Here is a 22014-nt window from a genome sequence, read left to right as displayed (position 1 = left end):
TCACCATTAAAGAATACATAGAACCATACTCCATTGTATAATCCATCTAGGGAATATCCCATTGAAAATGCATCATCTGCCAGATCTCTGCCTTCTTTCTTTGCCAAGTCGACGACGAAATGTGTTCTGTCTTCATAAGTCTCTAAAATCTTATTCATCTCTGCATTCTTTATCATTTCATGGGCTTCGGGTGACCTAATAAGTTTTTGTTCTTCAGATGAAGTTATCTCATTTCCAACAGTATAAGCTTTTGAAGTCACTTGATTTTCTTGGACTTCGCCTACAGAAAAAAGAATATGATAAGAAGGTTTACCATTATCATAAGGTTCCTTCGCATTGTAAGTAAATGTTCCTCCTTCAAAGTACATCTCCTTACCTTCTTGAGAGATTACTGCTTCAACAGCATCTTTCATGGTATCATATGAATGATTCTGAGCAGTTTCCGGGGATTTTGCAGATTGCACATTCTCTATAGGAGGCAAATCTATTGTCCAGGGTCCTTCCTGAAGAACCTTTACTGAGGTTATAGTTACTGAATCGGCGGTCTCCCACTCGCTAGAGTTCCTTGCTGTAGGGAAATGATATATCATCAGATGTTCATCATCTTTGTTGATGCGCAGGTCACTACCATAGACATCAATAGATTTTACTTCTGTATTAGGAATTTCCCAATCAATTATTTCATATAAATTTCCATCTCCATGTAATATATCTAGTTCCAACCCTTCTTCTGCCACACGCCAGTCTCTTAAAGTAAGGTCAGTTCCTTCTAAAGTCTTCGTTGTACCTATATCGGATTTACTAAATGTAAAATCTACGTTCTTCTTATAAGTAAGGGCAGGTATGATAATTTTTACATCTTCTGCTTTTTTAGGACGTGGAAAGGCAAGATAATAAGGGATATCATCGCCATAATCCCCCCCTTGTCTAATGACTCCTTGTAATTTTTTACCGTCAGCCATGATATATAAATCATTCTCTAAACCAAAAATATTGTCAATACGTTCTGCTCCCGAATTGGTTATATTGACATATACCATAGACGGTGTGTATATCACCTTGTTTATGGACATGGAGCCATTAGAGACATCTATATTTTTGTCAATTTTATGAGAAGTATTGAATTTCGCCAATTCTTCATTGTTAAATTGCAATTGTTTTCCAAGGATAAAATATTCAAACTCAATTTCTCTACTCCCAAGTTTAACAGTAAGTTTATGTTCGCCTAGAGCTGGAGAAAGTATATATTCAGTACTCACTGTACCATGAATCGTTTGAGCAGCCGATTTAGAAATATAATGCTCTATTGGCTTCTCATCTATATCTGTAATTCTTGCATAGCCCGGAACAGGGTATTCATCTTCAATGGATTCAACTGATACTAAAACTTGTGTAAGGACATCATCAGATAAAAGAGCCCAGATAGTCATTTTTAAGCCATCTTTTTCCTCTACTATTGGTTCTTCCAAGAAATATCCATTTTCATATGCCCATAAAAGCTCCGGATCTTCTGAAACGTACTCCTTAATCCAGGAAGGAAATGTCTTATCCATCAACATGGAAACTTGTTGGCATCCTAATAAGAATAATAACGACATTACAGAAAAAATGATCAAAATGATTTTTATTCTACATAATTTGTCACTACTTTTATACAATATATCAGCTCCAATCATACTATATATAATTTGTCAGCACCCTGAATCCTGCTTCAGGGTGCTACCAGTGTTATATATATACGTATTAATATAAATACCCCGTTAATCTTAAATTCTTAGCATAAGAATTTGATGCCATTGGTTCAATTTTAATCCTAAATGTATTATATAGTGGAGTAGTACCACCACCACCAGTATAAAGTAGACCGGTTCTTCCATTATATTGCCAGAGCAATGGATTTAAAGTCACCCTATGTTGGTTGGTAGTAGCAAATTGCGTTCCGAGATTGGCAGCAGTTACAGTATTTACATTTCCTACTTTATAACTTAGTATAGTTCTAAATGTATGACCCGTAAGTGCGTTACTTAAAGTACCATAAAGTTGAGCTCTTACAGTAACATTAGTATATTGTGTTCCACCTGATATAGATGCACTGCTACCACCTTCTGCAGTAAGAGTATTATAAACTCCGCTTGATAAGACAATAAGTTGATAATCTTGACCTTCTATTGTTTTTTCTGATACTGCTACTATGTGAAGATCATCATTCATTTTTTCCGCATTAGTTTTTAGGGAATAATTGTATGACAATTGGTCTGCTAGTTTCATTTCGTCTGAGAAATTTTCTCTTATTTTTAGTAATTCTGCCTTTACTTCTTTTTCGTTCATGTCTTCATAACCTAAATCTGATTCTTGTGCATATGCCATGGATGTAAAACTTAAAAACATCATCGCTAAAAACAATAAAGCAATCACTTTTTTCATATTTTTATCCTCCTTTGTAATATGTTTCTATTATTTATACTCTCAATAATTGTCTAAACATTTGGAAAATGTACTATTTCCCCCCTCTCGTATAAAATAATATTCCATTAAAAAAGAAAGACAATTATGAGCATATATCGTTCAAACTATAAGTATATAAAATTTATTATATTATATATATATTAACATTAATAATAAATTATGTGAACTTATAAAACTATATTATTTTGCAAATAATTGTTTTTGCTTTAATATAATTTTTGATAAAATACATTGAAGAAACAATATTTATTGCTTTTTTATTTACCCTTTATGTTTTGTTCCAAATACATTATAACAGAAAATTGAATATGCAAACTCTTCTATTTATCGTATGTTTTTTTGCTGATTACTCTTAGTTTTATTATAATAAATTAACTTAAATATACAAGATACATGTGATAAATAAACCATATAGCGTGACATTTAGCCATTTATTTATATAAATATGTAAAATTTAGTGGCTATTAAGGTTAAAGATTGAAGTGTGAGTCTTAGTACGGGGATTAATATATTTACAATAATTGTTGAGATACTTTTCCCAAGGATATTAAAAAAGGCGCACATAGTGCGCCCCTACCGGCATGATATAGTGTATGAATGTTTCAAAGTATTCTATTCCTTCTTTAGTAATCGCGAGAGTCTTAGTGCCCATTAATGGGAAATGAATATTATTTACATCTTTTGTACCTATTCCTATGTTTTAAATACTAAATTTTCTCTATCAATGTCAATCTCTAATATACTACCCTCTTCTAAAGTGCCACCTATAATTTTCCTTGCAATTTCAGTCTCTATGTTTTTTTGTATATATCTTTTTATAGGTCTTGCACCATAAGTAGATGAATAAGCTGTCTTTGCCATAAATTCTTTAGCACCTTCTGTAACACTTAGTTTTATCTTTCGCTCACGTAATTTTTGAATCAAGTAGCCTAAAGTAATGTCAATAATTTTTATAATTTCTTCCATTCCTAAAGGCTTAAATAAAACTATTTCGTCAATTCTATTTAAAAACTCTGGTTTGAAGTATTCATTAAGTCTATTTAGAACACTCTCCCTAATTTCATTATCTAATTCTCCTGATTTACTAATTCCCTTTAACAATTCTTGACTACCTAAATTTGAAGTCATAATAACAACTGTATTACTAAAATTAACTGTCCTACCTTGACTATCTGTAAGTCTTCCATCATCTAATAATTGTAGTAACACATTAAATACTTCAGGATGGGCTTTTTCTATTTCATCAAACAAAATTACTGAATAAGGTTTTCTTCTAATAGCTTCTGTTAATTGTCCACCTTCTTCGTATCCTATATAACCAGGAGGAGCACCAATCAGCCTAGAAACTGCGTGTTTTTCCATATATTCTGACATATCTATACGTACGATACTGTCTTCACTATCAAATAATGCCTCAGCTAAAGCTTTTGATAATTCTGTCTTTCCTACCCCAGTAGGTCCTAGAAAAATAAATGACCCAATAGGCTTTGTAATATCTTTTAAACCAGATCTAGCACGTAACACTGCATCGCTTACAGCAGTTATTGCTTCTTCTTGGCCTATAACTCTCTCTCGAAGTATACTTTCTAGTTGCAATAGCTTATCTCTTTCTTTTTCAATCAATTTCGTTATTGGTATTCCAGTCCAATTAGATACAATCTCTGCAATCTCTTCTTCTGTAACTTCTTCTTTTAATAGTTGTCTATTTTGTTTTTCTTTTGCCTCTACTAATAATTTTTCTAATTCTGGTAACTTTCCATGTTTTAGTACTGCTAATTTTTCTAAGTTATACTGTCTCTCTGCTTGTTCAATTTCTCTTTGAACTTGTTCTATATCTTGTTTTATCTGTTTTTCTTTAGAGATATTATTTTTCTCTGCTTCCCACTGTGCTTGCATACCATCGGCTTTATCTTTAAGAGTTGAAATATCTTTTTCAATTATTTCTAATCTTTCCTTTGATCCCATATCTTTTTCTTTTTTTAATGCTTGTCTTTCAATCTCTAATTGCATAATTCGCCTGCTTACTTCATCGAGTTCTGAAGGCATACTGTCGATTTCTGTTCGAATCATCGATGCTGCCTCATCCATTAAATCAATAGCTTTATCAGGTAAAAACCTATCGGAAATATATCTATCCGATAACACTGCACAAGATATTATTGCGCCGTCTGTAATCCTTACGCCATGATGAATTTCGAATTTTTCTTTAAGTCCTCTTAGTATTGAAATAGTATCTTCTACAGTTGGTTGATCGACCATAACTGGTTGAAATCTTCTTTCTAATGCAGCATCTTTTTCAATGTATTCCCTATATTCTTTTAGTGTAGTTGCTCCTATACAATGTAGTTCTCCTCGTGCCAGCATAGGTTTTAATAAATTCCCTGCATCCATAGCACCTTCAGCTTTTCCTGCGCCAACAATAGTATGCAACTCGTCAATAAACAGGAGTATTCTACCTTCAGATTTTTGAATTTCATCTAGAACAACTTTTAGCCTCTCTTCAAATTCTCCTCTGAATTTTGCTCCTGCTATTAATGCCCCCATATCTAGTGCAAATATGGTTTTATCTTTTAAGCCTTCGGGCACATCTCCTTTTAAGATTCTTTGTGCTAACCCTTCTACGACAGCAGTTTTACCAACACCAGGTTCTCCGATAAGAACTGGATTATTTTTTGTCCGTCTAGATAGTATTCTAATTACTCTTCTTATTTCTTCATCTCTACCTATTACAGGATCTAACTTTCCACTTTTAGCCATATCAACTAAATCTCTACCAAACTTAGATAAAGCTTCATAAGTTTCTTCAGGATTTTTACTTTGAATCCGTTGATTACTTCTTATTTTACTAAGTGCTTCCATAAACTTTTGATAAGTGATTCCATGTCTTTGAAATAATTTAGTTGAAAGAGTATCTTTCTCCTTTAACAGAGAGATATAAATATGCTCTACACCTACATACTCATCTTTAAATGTTTTTGCTTCATCTCCTGCTTTAAGAATCAACTCATTTAGTCTTCTTGTAGTATACAAATTATTTGCACCACTACCATAGACTTTTGGAAATTTTGCAATTTCCTCTTCTAAATCCTTTTTATATAATTCTAGATTTATACCCATATAGTTAATCAATCTAGGTATTAAGCCTTCTTCTTGAGTCAACAAACTAAAATGTAAGTGTTCTCCATCGATTTCTTGATTTCCCATTCTTATGGCCATACTCTGAGCTTCTTGAATAGCTAGTTGGGATTTCTCAGTGAATTTTTCAATATTCATAGTTTACCTCCTCTATAATTAAAATTATTATTCAAGATAGATTAAGTAGAGCTAATTCCCTAAAATTAATTTCACTTATATATTCTAATTATTTCTCCCCGGAAATTTCGCTCATCTTTATAAATAATTCTTTAAGCTCTTTAGTTATAATAGTAGGGTTGATTATTTTAATTGTTATAAATAAATCTCCTTTATTAGATTGTTTATCGATATACCCTTGATTTTTTAATCGTATTCTCTTGCCAGTTTGAATTTCATTGGGTATTTTTACAGATATTGTTCCTTCTAATGTTTTAATTGATTTTTGAGTACCCAAAGCAGCTTCCCATGGTAGCAGCTCGACTACTACATGAAGATTGTTACCCTCTAAAACCCTATTTTCCTCTTTGATAAACTGAAACTTTATATAGAGGTCACCATTTTTTCCATTGCCTTGACCCTTATGCCCTTGCTCTTTTAAACGTATCTTTTCACCTTCTTGTATTCCTTTGGGAACTTTGTAATTCAAAGATTTAGTTTCATCTCCAATTCTAAGAGAAAGATTTTTTTGTACTCCACTATAACCTTCTTCAAGTGTTATTTTCACATCTAATTCTGCGTCATTTCCCTTTACTGCTCTTTGTCGACCTCCACGAGAAGAATGAAACATATTTTCTACATCGAAATCTGCTCCTCCTCCAAAAAAGGCATTGAAAAAATCACTAAAGTCACTATCTCCACCACTGCTATATTTATATTGAGTATTTTGTCCACCAAACCCATATTTCGATGGGTCAAAATCTGCACCTCCTTGGAATTGACTTTGAGAACCAAATTGGTCGTATTTACTTCTCTTTTCTGTATCTCCAAGAACTTCATATGCCTCATTAATATCTTTAAACTTTTCATCTGTAGCTTTATTATTTGGGTTAGTATCCGGATGATACTTCATTGCTAATTTTCTATATGATTTTTTTATATCCTCTTGTGTTGCTTTTTTGTCTACCCCTAATACTTCATAATAATCTTTGTACTTCAATATAGTATCCTCCCTTGCTTTAAATACCTTATAGTTGCTGGTATTTTTTTATAATAGGTACAATAGCAATAATTTCGATGTAAAAATCAGGTAACCTTAGTTAACCTGATTTAAGTATATAATAACTATAAAGCAGCAACCTTCTATAGAAAGTCTTAGTATAAAAAAACTCCATAGATTTTTATGTCTATAAGACTAACTTTTTAATTAATATATACCCATAATGATTACTATAAATCATATTGTTACCAAAAATTATTTCACACAATCTTTAAATATCAGTTCTGATATCTATTATAATACAACTCTACTATGCTAACCATATAATAATATCAACTCTAAAGGAGATTAAATCAAAATAGAAAAATTAGCCCTTAGCAACCTAATCTTAAAAAAATAACCTGTAGAGTTTATAAACTCCTACAGGTTAAATAACTGACTTTTATACTATTATCCCATAATAAATAAATACGCCTTCTTTAATTTCATTGTATTTATTGGGATCATTTAAATAGTAACACAGTTCACTTAAGCTCTTTAACTGATCATTGATAAAATCATTAAATGCTAGATTGTTCATTAATAACTTATCTTTTTCTCCAAAACCCTTACCGCATAGACACATTGTCAGCCAGTACAAGCTATCAGAGTTTTTATCCAAGAAGTAAAACCATTGATCAAATCTTTTGTTCAACTTTTTAACAAATTTCCTTACCTCTGGAATTTGCCATATTTCCCTAGTATCATCTTCGTATCCGTTTATAACCAAGTCGACATTTTCATGAAAATTGTGAGTCATGAGGACGTTAGGATAAAGTGTTTTTAACATAATCTCGTATTTGCTAACGTTCATCGTCTCCACATCATTACGATTTATCGTAATCTTTAAATACGATGTTTCTGTGCTAATTAATAAGTCTTCAAAATTAACTATAGGTTCTTGTTCCTCTAAGTTATAATAATTTAAGAATAACTCTAAAGATTCTAAAATTTTAGACTTTATTTTTTCCGTAATGAATACCTTTACTGAATGATCTGTGTTCAACACACTATCTGTACATGATAAAAAGTGCAGATTAATATATTTTTGTTTTAGCAACTGTGACAATTCAAAACTAATCTGTTTATCCACCAAATCAAATACAATAGGTACCTTGGTCTTAGATTCTTGAAGGTTTAATGTAAACACTAATGTATTTTCATTATAATTAATCTGGAGTTTAACATCATCATTATTAATTATTGAACAGCTGTCTAGCATTAATTCGTTAGTCATTACATAGAACTCAGTACTGTGAAAATCAGAATCATTTGAATAAGTTAATAAGTGAAAAGCTTCTGTAGTATTAGTAAAATGATTATACAGTTCTTTATATACGTCTTTATCAATAGTCTGGTAAACGTTTTCACTTAGGGACAAATTCTTAATTAGGTATTCATTTTGCATGTTTAGATATTCTTGCAACTTCATTGACTCACCCCCTAAAATACATCTTACTATTATTATAGCTTGATTTAAGAAGATATGCCATTAAGTTATTTTATTAACTATTTATTATATAATAGTTTGTCAAAAAAAACACAATAAAAACATAAAAAAACATACAAATATTTGTCCAGTGACTCAATTTAATCTACAAATCAAAAGTTCTAGTCTTAATTGGATCACCCTGAACTCCTAATCTACTTGTAATACTAGCAATGTGCTTTCCTTGAAATCTAGCTCCATCTAATTCTATTTTACTTGGTTGTCTCTCTCCACTCGCACCTGCAATAGTTGATGCACCATAAGGGCTCCCACCTTTGACTTCGTCAACACCAGATTGCCCTGAAAAACTATATGGTAACCCAACAATAATCATCCCATGATGCAACAATGTTGTATGAATGCTGAGAATAGTAGATTCTTGTCCGCCATGTTGAGTGCCGGAACTTGTAAATGCACCTGATACCTTTCCTATTAACGAACCAGATGCCCATAGACCACCTGTAGTATCTAAGAAATTTCTCATTTGTCCTGCCATATTCCCAAATCTTGTAGGTGTACCAAATACAATAGCATCGTAATCAGAAAGTTCTCCTGTATTTACAATAGGAATATGACTGAATACACTTTGAGCCTCTAATGCGCCTATCTGCTCTATAACCTCTACTGGCAAAGTTTCTGGAACTCTTTTGATAGTAACTTCAGCATCTTTAATCTCTCTTGCCCCTTCTGCTACAGCTTCTGCCATCTTATAAGTATGACCATAAGTTGAATAAAATAAGATTAACATTTTCATTAATATCCCTCCAATTAAATAGATATAATATTTATGCCCATTTGGGGATATAATATCCGAACCAGCAGATTGGCTCGCAGAATTCAAGTCATTTTCCGAGCTTGCACGAGAAAAGGAAATGAATTCTATGAGCAAGTGCCAACGACTGAGACCGCAAAGCGGTCGAAGCAATCTGCGGGAGGATAAAGTAAACACTATAAACGATCACTCAAATATATGATATAAATTATTTTTGGATTATAGTGAGTCAGTCTAAATTTTGTATCTAAAAAAACAAAGTATCATCTAATTGATATGATACTTTGCTGCAAAACTCAAGTTTCTTATCCCGCATTAACAGTCTCTAAAACTCCCACTGATATAAAGTTTCACTTTATTTTTTCTACAAATTCTTTTCCATATTCAAAACATCTTTCTAATGCATCTTTATCTGGATTCCATAATTCTCTTATACCTTCGTCTACTAGTTTCAAACCACACTTTTCTATTTCTTCAGTAATAATTTTAACAGATTCTCCACTCCAACCATAAGCACCAAATCCAGCTGCTTTTTTATTCTTAAACCCTAAACCTTTTATCATTTCAATATTGCCAGCTACTGAAAACAGAATCCCTTTATTTATTGTAGATGATCCTATTAAAATTGCCTTAGATTTAAAAACTTCTACCATAATATCATTTTTATCAGTTTTAGCACAATTTAAAAGTTTAACAGTAACCTCGTCATCTACACTTTTAATCCCTTTAGCTATTGTTTCAGCCATTCTTCTTGTTCCATTCCACATAGTATCGTATACTAAAGTAATTTGGTTTTCCTGATAATTATCTGCCCACTCTAGGTATTTTTCAACAATCTGAACTGGATTATCACGCCATATTACTCCATGGCTAGGACAAATCATGTCTAACGGATAGTTAAAACTCAATATCTCTTCAATTTTCTTTTTAACAAGTACACTAAATGGAGTTAAAATATTTGTATAATATTTTAATGCCTCTTGATATAATTCAGCTTGGTCTACAGTATTATTGTAAAGATTTTCCGTTGCAAAATGTTGACCAAAGCCATCATTACTAAACAGAATATTATCTCCAGTCATATAAGTAAACATAGTATCAGGCCAATGTAGCATCCTAGCTTCAATAAATACCAACTTGCTATCTCCGATATCTAGAGTATCTCCTGTCTTAACTGTTACAAAATTCCAATCCTCATGATAAAGCCCTTTTAAAACTTTTGCGCCGTTTGCAGTACAATATATAGGCGTGTTGGGTATTTCTCGCATCAATTCAATTAAAGCTCCACTATGATCCACTTCATTATGATTCATAACAATGTAGTCTATCTCTTTTAAATCAATTTCTTTTTTTAAGTTACTCACAAATTCTTTATCGTAAGGCAACCATGCCGTGTCAATCAATACATTTTTCTTATCTTTTATAAGGTACGAATTGTAAGATGTACCTCTCTTTGTAGAATATTCATCACCGTGAAACTTTCTTAGTTCCCAATCAATCTTTCCAACCCAAGTTACCTTGTCAGTAATTTTATAATCCATTTTAACACTCCTTCTTCTTCGAAACCCTGATACAATATTAACATATTTCATGTTTTTCAACAATTAAATATATAATTAGTATCTAACATTCCGTAAATAATTGGTGATAGTTTAACTATTAAAAATACACAATAAAATTTTACACTATTTTTTACAATTCCAAAGCATCCAAGCAACCTTGGCACTATATTTTTGAACTACCATCCCCTCATCATTTGTCTTTGATAATAGAAATTCTTCTATTTTTTTCTTCTTATACCCTTCAGCTAAAAACTCTGTAATGTAAATTTCAACAGCTTTTTCATAAGTATAAACATTAGTAACATCTACGTCTTTATATAATAATTCAGGAAAATAACCTAATTCCCATAAAATATTGAATACGTAATAAATTTTATTTTTTTGACTTTCTTTACTCTTTTCAGCTAAATGGTCTTCAATTTCATTTCTGAGGTCTTTACGATATACATATGAACTTAAAAAGCAATGATTCTTGCTAGCATCCAACATTTTGCTTAGAGTATCATAGCTATTAATTCCTGGAGTCATAGAGGCTATAACTACATCAAATTTTTTATGAAAGCTTTCTTCTCGTAAATTAATTTCTTGCCATGACGCTACCTTAAAACTTGTGTTTTTTAAATTTACATATTCAGCATTTTCTTCTGCATGTTTAACCATCTTCTCTGAGATATCAATGCCTGTAATTGAACGTACTTTTTTCGCTATATTTATAGATAGTTTTCCCGGACCACAACCTATATCTAATATATCGTAGTTTGATTTAACAATACCTCTTTCCTCAAATAAAGGAATAATATCATCGTAATTAGATTTGTCATGATCATTAAACTCATCTGCCCTTACTTCCCAATAATCTTTGATTTGTGATAATTCAGAATCTTTTTTTGATGCCTCCCACTCATCTATAAATCGTTCTAAGCTCAATAAAAACACACCTTTATATCTTCCGACTTTTTATTAATTGATAGGGTATTCTAAAACTAAACATAAGTTTTAATAACAATAGTACTTATTATCCTAATTATTATCTATATATATACATATATGCCCATTAATTATCATTGAAATCAATTTTATGAATTGAATCGTAGAAATTTACCTTGACTAAGTAATATCAGTACAATATTTATTTTGTTGAATACTATCTATGATAAATACCTAATATTTTGTTAGCTAATAGTGTGTACTCGGGGATGTTCTAGAGAAACACAATAAACACGCTTTGCGAGTTTTACGCGGTAGACGCCAAATGTCTGTAAGGAGTGATTTGGCTTATTACTTCGCCATAATATATATAAAGGACATTTCTGCCCTTTATATATATTATGAATTTGATTTCAGTTTTTATTTACATCACAATAAGTTTATCATTTTCGTAAATATGTTTTACAATCCAATCTACTGCAAATTCTATAATTGATAGTATGTATTCATCTTGTTGTTCATCTACTTTTTCCAAATCAATCTTATTAACAGTTTCAATAAAATCATTATGTAGCGACTTATGAGATAAATACTTTTTATATCCAATATCTATCATATGTGCTTCCTCAGTCTTAAAGTGAAATACGGAATAATCTTTTAGCTCTCCAATAAGGTCTACGATTTTATCGTATTTGTCAGTGACAAATTCATTTTTTAATAGGTCATACGCGTCACCTGCTATGCGAAATAACTCCTTATGCTGTTGATCTATAACTTCTACTCCAACTAAATAATCGTCGCTCCATTTTATCATACAACCATCTCCTTATTTTAATTACTCTTAATTTATCAAACTCTGTCGAAAAAAACAAGAAATAATTAAGTTTCCAGCTGCACCTAAAAATTTAAACAACCTAAAAAAAACTATTCCTCTCAATGAAGAACAGTTCTTTTTTTATAATAACTTTGCTTCTAAATCCTCTAATAATGTAATGTACTTCTCTTGTACATTGTTCTTTCTTGCTTCTTCTTCAAAATCAATACATTGCCTATTGATTTCTTCTAAAGTGTCTGAGGAAAGTCCATTTTCAGCATACTTATATACTACATTATCTTCTTTATCTATATGTCTATATAGCAAATGTGTGTACGATATTGCATTGGCAATAACATCTAGTTTAGCTTCTTCGTCACCTTCCATTACATTCTTTAATGCAATTTCTAATTCTTGCATATTTAGGCGTCCTAAATCGTGTTCTACTAACATACCATGCCTTACTAATTTTTCAGCAGTAGGTCCTTGTTCATTCATCATCCTATTAAAAAGCAATTCTTCTTCTTTACCATGATGATGCTTATCGGCGTAGTTTCTCACAAAATCTATCATAAGAAAAAAATCGTTATAGTCGACGTCTTCTCCCTTCAATACTTTAAAACAGTTCTTTCTAACTACTACTAGCATTCTCTTAATATACTTATGTTCATCTACCATTAACTCTATACTATTATTCATAATCCACCTCTCATCCACATATCATTTGTGTGTCTTGTGATACTTTTTCATATTTGAATTTGCCTCTCAAATTATTGACAAAAGATTTTATCCAGGCATCCCTCAACTCATAAAAGACTGCTATATCTCCACCCACACTTTTCCAATACTTTTCGTGTAAACAAGTAGTTCTTTTCCATATAATTTTATCACCACTGGATTCTAGCACTTCATTAACTCTATCACAAGGCATACCTTCTAAAATGTAATCGTTTATAGTATTATACACATCTTCTGCAGTAAGATACTCTTCATTATATTCTAAAGCTGTTTGTTTTCCTTGCGCTATAAATATATCTTTAATTTTTGTTTTATAATCAGCATTATTCTCTAAAATTTTTGTTATTAAATAGGACTGCCTTGCCTCAACTACAGCAATTCTTTCTTGAAGCCAACCATGTATATTAGATGTGTCAATAATAGCTTCTAAGGCTTCACCTCCAGTAGGTTCACCAAAATTTACATCCATATATTTTAACCATTCTTGAACTGGCAGTTTATCCTCCATAGCTTTATTTATAATCTCGCTCTCTAAAGACTCGAACCATAGAATTTTATCGTATAACCAATAATGTATTTTACCTAAATTTAAACTCATACTATTCTCCTATCACAATTGAATTTAACATTAAATATAATGCTATGATATTACTTCACAATCTATGATTTATCCCGCATTAACAGGCACTAATACTTTCACTTTATTGCACCTCATTATTTAACGCCTTCATCAATTCATCTACATCTATTCCATGAACACTAGCTGCTTCTTCTAATGTTTCTGATTGTGCTGAAGGGCATCCTACACAGCCCATACCAAAACTCCCAAGCACTGGTATTAAATTTGGATATTTTCTTACTACTTCACCTATTGTCATATTTCTCTCTATTTTCATACTATTACCTCCACAGTTTTTATTTTATAAACTTAGTATACTCTCTTTATGACATTACTTATGTAACCAATGTTACAATAAGCAAATAATAAAGTGAAACTTTATTCAGTAGGGGTTTTCTTCATCCTCTACTGAATATTAAACTTCTTCTTTTATCCACTACTATACTTTTACTCTTTTTCAAAAGCTTCAATTAGTTTTTCAATAACTTCTATAGTAACATTGCTTTTTAATCCAACTAGTCTTTCATTTCTTTGTTTTATTACAATCTCGAGTTCTTTTATGCTCTGATCTATTTGAGTTTTCGCATCTTCATTAGCCTCTAAAGCCTTCGTCTCTACAGTACTCCATGTCTCATTAATCTCTTTCATAGTTTTATCAGTTTCATTCCAGTTACCTTTTTTTGAAGTAAGATTGGTATTATACACTAAATATTTTAATTGATACACAGGAGCTGGGACAGGTGCATCAAATAACAATATAAAATTTGGTATATGCTTTAATAGTTCTACAGATGCATCCACTACAACAAGTTCCTGTTGGGTAATTCCAAGCATAGGGTCAACTTCTAGTAATGCCTTCTCAGGATCTTGTTCTTTTTTTTCGTTTTCATCACTTGATTGTTGAGCACTAGTTTGTTGGCTTTCCTCTTCACCACTCTGTTGCTCATCAACTGGAGGTTTGCTTTCTTCTTGTATTTCTACTGCTGGAAGTTCTAGAGTTTTTGCTATAAGAGCATCAGATAGAACATTTAAGTCTTTTACGAAGCTGTCTACATTATCTTTTGAAATACCTTTTTTCTGTAAATCTGGGTATAATTCATTCCATTTCGACTGTATTTCTTTGGTTTTAGTCAAACTATCAGCCCATTTTTTTTCCATTGTACTTTCTACAACTTGATCAGTTAATTTTTGAAATTCCTTCATGGTAGAAGGTGGCTTTTCGTTTTCAGCCTTCTTTTCTTCTTCCTTACGATTACATCCCATCGTTATTGTCGTAAATAATAATACTATAATAAATAAATATATATATAATCTCTTCACATAAATCACCTACCTTATTGATAGTATTTATTGTAAAGCTAAACCTTATACTTTTATATTTTTAAAATTTAGCATCTTATACATTTATAGTACTAATGAACTTTTTTACACAAAAAAAGCGAGAGTATTTACTCTCACTAATTAAATTTATTATGTTAAAGTCCTAGTAAACGAGAAGCTATTGAAAAGTAGGATATTAAAGCTACAGCATCGACAATTGTCGTAATAAGTGGTGCTGCCATTACCGCAGGATCTAATTTAAGTTTTTTTGCGATAATTGGTAATCCACCACCCACAATTTTAGCAACTACTACTGTTATCAATAAACTAACACATACTGCTATAGTTACATTTAAATCTACTTTTTCAAAGTAATATATTCGTATAAAATTCACTATTGCTAGCGTTGAACCTACCATAATACTTACGCGAAGTTCTTTCCATAGAACTTTCAAGATATCTTTTAACTTTATCTCTTCTAATGCAATACCTCTAATCACTAGTGTGGCAGATTGAGAACCAGAATTTCCTCCAGTATCCATTAACATTGGAATAAATGAAGCTAAAACTACCACAGATAATAATGCGTCCTCGTATCTTCTTATAATATTACCTGTAAAAGTTGCTGAAATCATAAGAACTAATAACCATAACACTCTATGTTTCGCCAAGTTAAATACAGATGTCTTTAAATATTCTTCATCTGATGGTTGCATAGCTGCCATTTTTTGAAAATCCTCAGTATTTTCTTGTTCAATAATATCTACTACATCGTCAATGGTAATAATTCCTACTAATCTATTTTCATTATCGACAACGGTCATTGTCAATAAATCATACTTTTTAAAGAGTGCAGCTATATCTTCTTGATCTGCGTAAGTTTGAATTGAAATAATATTAGTGTTCATTATATCCTCTATAAGAGTTTCTTCATCACTTAAAATTAGTTTTCTTAATGATATAATCCCTTCTAATCTTCTATTCTTATTCATTACATAACAAGTGTTTATCGTTTCTTTATCTACACCTATTTTCTTTATATGATCGATAGCCTCTTTAACATTCATTTCTTTTTTTAAATCTACGTATTCAATTGTCATGATACTGCCAGCTGAATTTTCTGGGTAATTAAGAAACTGGTTGATCAATTCTCTTCTATCTTGACTAGTATTTTTTAATATTTTCTTAACTACATTTGCTGGCATTTCTTCTAAAATATCTACAGTATCATCGAGAAAAAGCTTATCGATAATACTTTTAATTTCCTTATCGGCAATAACTTCGATAATATATTGTTGAAGTTCACTAGAAATATACGAAAATACATCAGCTGCTATTTCTTTAGGTAACAATCTAAACATTACCAATAATTTTTCTTCTTCTAATTGTTCTAAAAAATGGGCAATATCTACTACATTCATTTCAATAATTTCGTTTCTGGCTTGAGAAAATTTGCCTTCCTCAATTAAATTCATAATTTGGTCTGTCATGATTAGCCCTCCTTTTTAAGAGCCACTTATACCTTTTGAAAAATGATAGTCATGGCTCTCAATTTGATATTTTGTTTTCAAACTACTATCTTCTCCACATATGGGTCCAGAGTCCATAAACTACCACCAACTTTCATATTTGTTTTTACTTCATAGTAATACATGCTTTTTAATTATGATTATAAACTCGTTACATTATAGCACATGTTAATCGAATTAATGTACACTTTTATCATATATGATTACTTTATATGTATACCCATAAATATAACTCAAAACATAATCACACACTTGTCTAGATATTTGAACTTATTATTTGTTCTAGGTTTATATTTATGTAATTTATATTCAAGTAGTGAAAGTTATTACTTTTAAAATATGTTGCCTCTATAATTCAATATAATATATTATTATTTCTTCGAACTTTTCATTACCAAGGAGGAATCCATTAGGAATAGTGCCTACTCTATGAAATCCTATTTTGTCATAAAGGTAAATAGCAGATGTATTTGAGCTAACTACAGCGTTAAACTGTAACAAAGAAAATCCACATATCTTTCCAATTTTCATTGAATGACGAACTAACTTTTCTCCTATGCCAAACCCCCTATATTTCTCATGTACACCATAAGACGCATTTGCAATATGTCCGCATCTACCTATATTATTAGGATGCAAAATATACAATCCAACCACTTGATTATCTAACACCGCTATACCTGTATATGTTTGATCCTTAAAAAAACTTTTTGCTTCTTTTTCATTTAAAATATCCATTTGAGGAAAAGCATCAGCATTTTCAATAATATTATTCCAAATTATTAACATTTGAGTTAAATCAGTGTCTTGATATTTTCGTATGTCTATTTCCATCTTGTTTTACTCCTTCGCTATAAAGTGACTTAATTCAGTAGCGATTTTCTTAATCCTTGCTGAATATTAGGTAAACTAATCATGATTTCACAGGCACTTAATCTTCCACTTATTATCTTTACTATCTTAATCTTGAAATGGCATTGATACCCAATTTTTCTAGCCTGAAAGGCATGAGCAATTAAATCGGTTCTGTCAGGGTTGGGGAGTCTTAGTATCTGTAATGCGCGAAAAACAGTAGAGGTCCTGCCTACAGCGACCCAGATAGCACACATAGGTAGCTTTCAGCAATACAATATTTTATCATTTTATGAGATTACCCCATATCATTTCGAAACAAAACGTATAACAGAAATATAATAAGTATAAATCCAGCAAAGCCAAGAGTAAACTCTACTGCAAATATATTAACATTAGCCATTACCGCTCTTACCAGATGCAATGGCATAAATAAATCCCAACTATTAAATCTTAAAAATCTACCAATATAGACCGCAAATCCACTAACTAATGACACTCCTGCAACAATTAAACAACTTATTAGTTTCGGTATTCTTTCATTTAGTGAACGATAAAAGATATTAAGTGATTCTAAGCCAATCAGCAATCCATACATAACTCCTATTCCGATAACTAATAATTTAACCCAATGCATTATTTCATTACTATAGATAATTCCATTGTCAATAGAATAGGGAGCTACTTCTTGATAAAGGATTAAGTTATCATTTGATATATGGATAAAATCAGTTATCATATAAACTGAATTAGGGAAAAATATAAGCCATAGTACTCCAAAAATAAATGCCCATACCTTCTTATTCATTTTACTCTGTAACAGTGAATAATTAATAAATATCAAAGGCAAAGTAGCCAGAAAAATATTCCAAGCCAACATAGCATATAAAAAGTTGTAGCTTTTAATCAGCATTATAAAACATATTGCCCAGTACATAAGCATAAAAAGTAATATACCTTTGTATTTTTTTATTGCAAATAGACTCATATAACAAATCACTCTTTTCTTTGTATTTATTTCTACCTTAAGGATCTTAATATATCTTTTACCTATAGTATTAAATATTTTAATGATAATAGTGATTTAAAGGCTATTACTATAGCACAAGATATATGTGGCACTAGAATAGTTGATTTAATATGACTTTTTACACTTCCCTTAAATATAATGTTAAGAGTTATAGACATTATATTTAATCTAGCATAACATAAGTAAATATGTTTTTACATCTGAATGAGGAGGATATTTCAATGAAGTTTAAAAAAGCAGATGAAATGGAAATTTCAATTAACTTCAAGTCTATGAGGTTGTCGTCAACATTTGTGAATATAGCCTTAATTATATGGCTTGCAGTAGATTTTATAAACAGTGGAAAGTTACCATTTATTCTATTTTCGATTGTTTGCATTCAAAACATTATCTTCTTTGGGAGCAAACTTTATATGACGAACAAACTGTCTGTAATGTGATGAAAAATAATATAAAAACATTACGTAAGGAATTAGGATTACGCCATGAAGATGTTGCACATCCAACTCGGTGTAACAAGACAAACCATTATAGCCGTTGAGAACGATAAGTACAATCCTACTCTTGAATTAGCAATGAAACTTGTCAGATTATTAAATACTCCTATTGATCAAATTTTCCAGTTAAATGAATAGTTTAAAGTGCATATAGTACTATATCTCTTCTTTTTCTGCATTATATCAACCTTAATAATATCCTTATAATTAATTCACTATGAAAACATCTAAGCTAAAGCATTCAATTTCATTAAAGTCTATCATTAACTCATAATTCCCATCTTTAGCTACAGCATCAGGTAAAATTTTCATTTTTATAATTTCTCGTCAACCTTATTGAATTGCTTAATATGTAGTGTATTACAATTCTTTATCTATACGAAATTTAACTACTAATGGATAAGTAAGCACTACTAAAGCAAGCCATATTATCCAGATACTTAATCTTTGGATTAGTGGAAAACTATTTAAAAAATCTAAAAACCCCATTGGTAGTGCAATTGCTAATATCAGCCATAAACGCGAACCTTTATTTGCATACAACAAAGACTTACATTCATTACATTTGATAGGCTTAGTATTTGTAAAAATATATGATTTAAGAATAGCTCCGTATTTAATATCACTACTGCATTTTATACATTTCCAATTAGACACAATTACTACCCCCTATTTATTTTCTAATATATTTGGCAATGAAAATAAAATATTTATTTAGGAAATCCATCTTCAATATGAAACTTTGAAAACAATGGAAAAATTAATAATATAATAATATACCATATAAGCAAAACAAAAATACTCTTTTCTAATGTAAAATTATTAAAAACAATCCTATATAGCCCTGGAATTACAATTAAAAGAAAAAGCATCAAAAATTTAGAACCTCTATTTATGTGTAATAAAGATTTACAATCTGTACATTTGATAGGCTTATTAAAAATAAAATATGATTTAATCATAGCACCCCATGTAATATCATTATTGCATTCAATACATTTTCGATTAAACAAAATAAGTCCTCCTTTTTATAAATTTTAAACCAAATAATTATTATAATGCACTATCCATATTATGTATATATGATATTTTTTTACATTAACTTGACATTTTCTTACATGTATTTTATAAACCCCTTTATAATAGATATTAACAACCAATTTTATGGTAAATTATAGTACAATATTTTGTATATGTTTCGTTTGATGCAAAAATAATAAATATCGAAAGATTAGAAGATGGTAGTTATTATTTTAAGACCACTGTACAACTTATGACTTTTGAAGGGCCTCATAATCCACCTTACGGTTTAGAGACTCTTACTATCGTACAGGCTATGAGTGGTACTAGAGTAGTTGATTTCAACCATAAACCTTATAAATACAATTGTTTTTATAACATATATTACAGCCAGCAGTTTGCAACCCTATTACAGACACTACTATCATGACGTAATATAAGAATAATTTAATATAATTATTTGCTCCAATATTTAGGTATCGTTAATGAAGCAGGTAATTTCGTGTTTGAATCACCATTAGCATTATTTACTTGTTGTTGAGTAATAAATAAGCTATTTTGTAAATTTGTTGCCTTAATATTTGTATCTCTCATATCAGTGCCGATTAAATTTACTCCACTCAAATCATTATTACTCAAATCTGTAACTAAAAGTAAAGCACCACTTAAATCTGTTCCTCTTAAATTTACACTCTTTAAATTTTTACCAATATAATTTTTACTTAATGTTTGATTGTTTTTACTAACAAATTTACTTCTTATTTTTTCACTTGCTTTTGTTAATACTTCCTTTACCTTTTCTCTATGCATATCTATATTTAACTTTAATAAAGCTTCTGGCTTTAATAATGTAATTTCAATAGTTTCTTGAATTATAATATTAGCTATATTCCTAAGCGTCTCTTCTTTTTCAAGACTATATACCATACTAAGATACCATAACATTTCATGAAGTTGTGTCATTAGCAAGAAAACATTAAACATCTCTCCTGCTAACTCAGGAGATTTAGACCAGTTAATGCCATTATAAGTTATTTTAGCTACTTTTTGTCCAGCACCAAAACAATCATATGATGTACAACCTTTAAGTCCCTTTTTTCTTAAATCCTTATGTGCTTTGCAAGTAAAATCTGAATTTAAATTAACACAAGGTTCTCCTGAACTCTTATCTTTTGGAAATCCATCGACTTTTGAAAAATAAAGTGCTACACAACAAAAGCTGAAGCAATTTCCACAATCAATTTTTAAATCTTTAAAAACACTTATATCATCTATATAAATATTTCTACTTTTCATATTACACTCCTAACATCAATTACTTTCAAAAGTTTTTTAATCTGTTTAATGAAATAGACTTCTGCAATGGCATTTTCTCATTTAGTACTTTAGAGCTCAATACATAAAACTAGTTTCTTCAAATGGAATTAATGCAAATTCTGCTTTGTGTTAACATTATTTTACCAATAAGTAGAAATTAGTGCCACATAATTAATATTTTGTAATACTGTTATACCTATATTCAAAAGAGATAAGTACAAATCAAAACTAATAAGTGATTGCACTCACTCTAGTCTATATTTTTTTAATTGAATTTTAAAACCTCACTTGATGTCATAAACCAATAACTTCTACCACTTATAACCTCGGCTTCTATTTTTAAGTATTCTCTTAAATAGTGGTTTTGCTACTGGAATTTTAGGGGTCTATTCTGGAGTGGTTTTGGAAAGAGATGTTTCCTCTGTACTTCGGAAGTAGTGAAAATAAAAAGCCCAGCGACTACTCGCAGCACCTTTCCCTGCAAATACCCTCTGGGCTTTCACTAATCTTTATTATTTTTTATCAATCTTTATTCTTATTCACCAGTCTTTATTATGATTCGACAGATTCAACACATTTTGTAGGTTTATAAAAAAGATTGATTAAAATAATTACTGAAAGTACTGATCTTCTGTATATCATTAATGTATCTATTTGAAAAAAGTTTGATCAAAATACATAGAAAAACTATGGCGGTTTTATGTTTAAGACATAATATCCTCATTTTTTTAT

The 22014-nt window shown here is 30.4% G+C and carries 21 protein-coding genes and 1 pseudogene; 3 read left to right on the top strand and 19 right to left on the bottom strand.

Features of this window, described 5'->3' with window-relative positions:
* From GC105_RS13665 to GC105_RS13590, 16 genes are all read right to left on the bottom strand, one after another.
* Nucleotides 1-1676: hypothetical protein (locus tag GC105_RS13665; RefSeq protein ID WP_193708425.1), on the bottom strand; the 1676-nt coding region annotated here is incomplete at its 3' end.
* A 67-nt stretch (nucleotides 1677-1743) separates the two neighbouring features.
* Complete coding sequence (locus tag GC105_RS13660) at nucleotides 1744-2424, bottom strand: hypothetical protein (RefSeq protein ID WP_152805861.1); 681 nt, start codon at nucleotides 2422-2424, stop codon at nucleotides 1744-1746.
* 735 nt (nucleotides 2425-3159) lie between these two features.
* Complete coding sequence (clpB, locus tag GC105_RS13655) at nucleotides 3160-5739, bottom strand: ATP-dependent chaperone ClpB (RefSeq protein ID WP_152805857.1); 2580 nt, start codon at nucleotides 5737-5739, stop codon at nucleotides 3160-3162.
* A gap of 88 nt (nucleotides 5740-5827) precedes the next feature.
* Nucleotides 5828-6757 carry a DnaJ C-terminal domain-containing protein gene (locus GC105_RS13650; protein ID WP_152805854.1) on the bottom strand — a complete coding sequence of 310 codons (930 nt, stop codon included), beginning with the start codon at nucleotides 6755-6757 and terminating at the stop codon, nucleotides 5828-5830.
* Between the two features lie 442 nt (nucleotides 6758-7199).
* Nucleotides 7200-8228, bottom strand: a complete 1029-nt coding sequence (locus GC105_RS13645) for a hypothetical protein (protein WP_152805851.1) — start codon at nucleotides 8226-8228, stop codon at nucleotides 7200-7202.
* 163 nt (nucleotides 8229-8391) lie between these two features.
* Entirely contained in the window at nucleotides 8392-9039 is a 648-nt protein-coding gene (gene wrbA / locus GC105_RS13640) for an NAD(P)H:quinone oxidoreductase (RefSeq protein WP_152805848.1), read from the bottom strand.
* Between the two features lie 368 nt (nucleotides 9040-9407).
* Nucleotides 9408-10598, bottom strand: a complete 1191-nt coding sequence (locus tag GC105_RS13635; protein ID WP_152805846.1) for an anaerobic nitric oxide reductase flavorubredoxin — start codon at nucleotides 10596-10598, stop codon at nucleotides 9408-9410.
* Between the two features lie 144 nt (nucleotides 10599-10742).
* The gene (locus GC105_RS13630; protein ID WP_152805843.1) at nucleotides 10743-11546 is read right to left on the bottom strand and encodes a class I SAM-dependent methyltransferase; all 804 of its coding nucleotides are present in this window, start codon (nucleotides 11544-11546) and stop codon (nucleotides 10743-10745) included.
* A gap of 424 nt (nucleotides 11547-11970) precedes the next feature.
* Entirely contained in the window at nucleotides 11971-12360 is a 390-nt protein-coding gene (locus GC105_RS13625) for a bacteriohemerythrin (protein ID WP_152805840.1), read from the bottom strand.
* A gap of 141 nt (nucleotides 12361-12501) precedes the next feature.
* Nucleotides 12502-13059 carry a hemerythrin domain-containing protein gene (locus GC105_RS13620; RefSeq protein ID WP_152805837.1) on the bottom strand — a complete coding sequence of 186 codons (558 nt, stop codon included), beginning with the start codon at nucleotides 13057-13059 and terminating at the stop codon, nucleotides 12502-12504.
* Nucleotides 13060-13069: 10 nt separating this feature from the next.
* The gene (locus GC105_RS13615; protein ID WP_152805834.1) at nucleotides 13070-13696 is read right to left on the bottom strand and encodes a hypothetical protein; all 627 of its coding nucleotides are present in this window, start codon (nucleotides 13694-13696) and stop codon (nucleotides 13070-13072) included.
* Nucleotides 13697-13799: 103 nt separating this feature from the next.
* Entirely contained in the window at nucleotides 13800-13994 is a 195-nt protein-coding gene (locus GC105_RS13610) for a DUF1858 domain-containing protein (RefSeq protein ID WP_152805831.1), read from the bottom strand.
* A 170-nt stretch (nucleotides 13995-14164) separates the two neighbouring features.
* Entirely contained in the window at nucleotides 14165-15037 is an 873-nt protein-coding gene (locus GC105_RS13605; RefSeq protein WP_152805828.1) for a hypothetical protein, read from the bottom strand.
* A 155-nt stretch (nucleotides 15038-15192) separates the two neighbouring features.
* Complete coding sequence (mgtE, locus tag GC105_RS13600) at nucleotides 15193-16527, bottom strand: magnesium transporter (protein WP_152805824.1); 1335 nt, start codon at nucleotides 16525-16527, stop codon at nucleotides 15193-15195.
* Nucleotides 16528-16914: 387 nt separating this feature from the next.
* Entirely contained in the window at nucleotides 16915-17400 is a 486-nt protein-coding gene (locus GC105_RS13595; protein ID WP_152805821.1) for a GNAT family N-acetyltransferase, read from the bottom strand.
* A gap of 316 nt (nucleotides 17401-17716) precedes the next feature.
* The gene (locus GC105_RS13590) at nucleotides 17717-18298 is read right to left on the bottom strand and encodes a DUF1361 domain-containing protein (protein ID WP_246169846.1); all 582 of its coding nucleotides are present in this window, start codon (nucleotides 18296-18298) and stop codon (nucleotides 17717-17719) included.
* Between the two features lie 371 nt (nucleotides 18299-18669).
* Between GC105_RS13590 and GC105_RS13585 the strand changes: the two genes are divergently transcribed.
* Nucleotides 18670-18888, top strand: a complete 219-nt coding sequence (locus GC105_RS13585; RefSeq protein ID WP_152805815.1) for a hypothetical protein — start codon at nucleotides 18670-18672, stop codon at nucleotides 18886-18888.
* Nucleotides 18888-19083, top strand: a pseudogene (locus tag GC105_RS13580) (helix-turn-helix transcriptional regulator). Before GC105_RS13585 ends, GC105_RS13580 begins: the two are co-directional and overlap by 1 nt.
* 222 nt (nucleotides 19084-19305) lie before the next feature.
* Here GC105_RS13580 and GC105_RS13575 read toward each other — a convergent pair.
* Together GC105_RS13575 and GC105_RS13570 are read right to left on the bottom strand one after the other, a co-directional pair.
* Nucleotides 19306-19602, bottom strand: coding sequence for a TIGR04104 family putative zinc finger protein (locus tag GC105_RS13575; RefSeq protein ID WP_152805813.1), 297 nt, complete (start codon nucleotides 19600-19602; stop codon nucleotides 19306-19308).
* Between the two features lie 53 nt (nucleotides 19603-19655).
* Complete coding sequence (locus tag GC105_RS13570; protein WP_152805810.1) at nucleotides 19656-19958, bottom strand: TIGR04104 family putative zinc finger protein; 303 nt, start codon at nucleotides 19956-19958, stop codon at nucleotides 19656-19658.
* Nucleotides 19959-20116: 158 nt separating this feature from the next.
* On the opposite strand from GC105_RS13570, the gene GC105_RS17730 reads away from it, so the two are divergent.
* Complete coding sequence (locus GC105_RS17730) at nucleotides 20117-20395, top strand: DUF3888 domain-containing protein (protein ID WP_425481535.1); 279 nt, start codon at nucleotides 20117-20119, stop codon at nucleotides 20393-20395.
* A 26-nt stretch (nucleotides 20396-20421) separates the two neighbouring features.
* Here the strand turns inward: GC105_RS17730 and GC105_RS13560 are convergent, their stop codons facing one another.
* Entirely contained in the window at nucleotides 20422-21261 is an 840-nt protein-coding gene (locus tag GC105_RS13560; protein ID WP_152805807.1) for a pentapeptide repeat-containing protein, read from the bottom strand.
* Between the last annotated feature and the right edge of the window lie 753 nt (nucleotides 21262-22014).

The sequence above is a fragment of the Alkalibaculum sporogenes genome, assembly GCF_009362815.1.
Taxonomy (GTDB): domain Bacteria; phylum Bacillota; class Clostridia; order Eubacteriales; family Alkalibacteraceae; genus Alkalibaculum_A; species Alkalibaculum_A sporogenes.
This window is presented reverse-complemented; position numbering and strand designations above follow the sequence as displayed.

Coding starts and splice junctions, on each gene's coding strand:
- GC105_RS13620 (WP_152805837.1), bottom strand. CDS start 13,059: ATGAATAATAGTATAGAGTTAATGGTAGATGAACATAAGTATATTAAG.
- GC105_RS13615 (WP_152805834.1), bottom strand. CDS start 13,696: ATGAGTTTAAATTTAGGTAAAATACATTATTGGTTATACGATAAAATT.
- GC105_RS13560 (WP_152805807.1), bottom strand. CDS start 21,261: ATGAAAAGTAGAAATATTTATATAGATGATATAAGTGTTTTTAAAGAT.
- GC105_RS13645 (WP_152805851.1), bottom strand. CDS start 8,228: ATGAAGTTGCAAGAATATCTAAACATGCAAAATGAATACCTAATTAAG.
- GC105_RS13590 (WP_246169846.1), bottom strand. CDS start 18,298: ATGTTGGCTTGGAATATTTTTCTGGCTACTTTGCCTTTGATATTTATT.
- GC105_RS13595 (WP_152805821.1), bottom strand. CDS start 17,400: ATGGAAATAGACATACGAAAATATCAAGACACTGATTTAACTCAAATG.
- wrbA (WP_152805848.1), bottom strand. CDS start 9,039: ATGAAAATGTTAATCTTATTTTATTCAACTTATGGTCATACTTATAAG.
- GC105_RS13585 (WP_152805815.1), top strand. CDS start 18,670: ATGAAGTTTAAAAAAGCAGATGAAATGGAAATTTCAATTAACTTCAAG.
- GC105_RS13660 (WP_152805861.1), bottom strand. CDS start 2,424: ATGAAAAAAGTGATTGCTTTATTGTTTTTAGCGATGATGTTTTTAAGT.
- GC105_RS13610 (WP_152805831.1), bottom strand. CDS start 13,994: ATGAAAATAGAGAGAAATATGACAATAGGTGAAGTAGTAAGAAAATAT.
- GC105_RS13635 (WP_152805846.1), bottom strand. CDS start 10,598: ATGGATTATAAAATTACTGACAAGGTAACTTGGGTTGGAAAGATTGAT.
- clpB (WP_152805857.1), bottom strand. CDS start 5,739: ATGAATATTGAAAAATTCACTGAGAAATCCCAACTAGCTATTCAAGAA.
- mgtE (WP_152805824.1), bottom strand. CDS start 16,527: ATGACAGACCAAATTATGAATTTAATTGAGGAAGGCAAATTTTCTCAA.
- GC105_RS13625 (WP_152805840.1), bottom strand. CDS start 12,360: ATGATAAAATGGAGCGACGATTATTTAGTTGGAGTAGAAGTTATAGAT.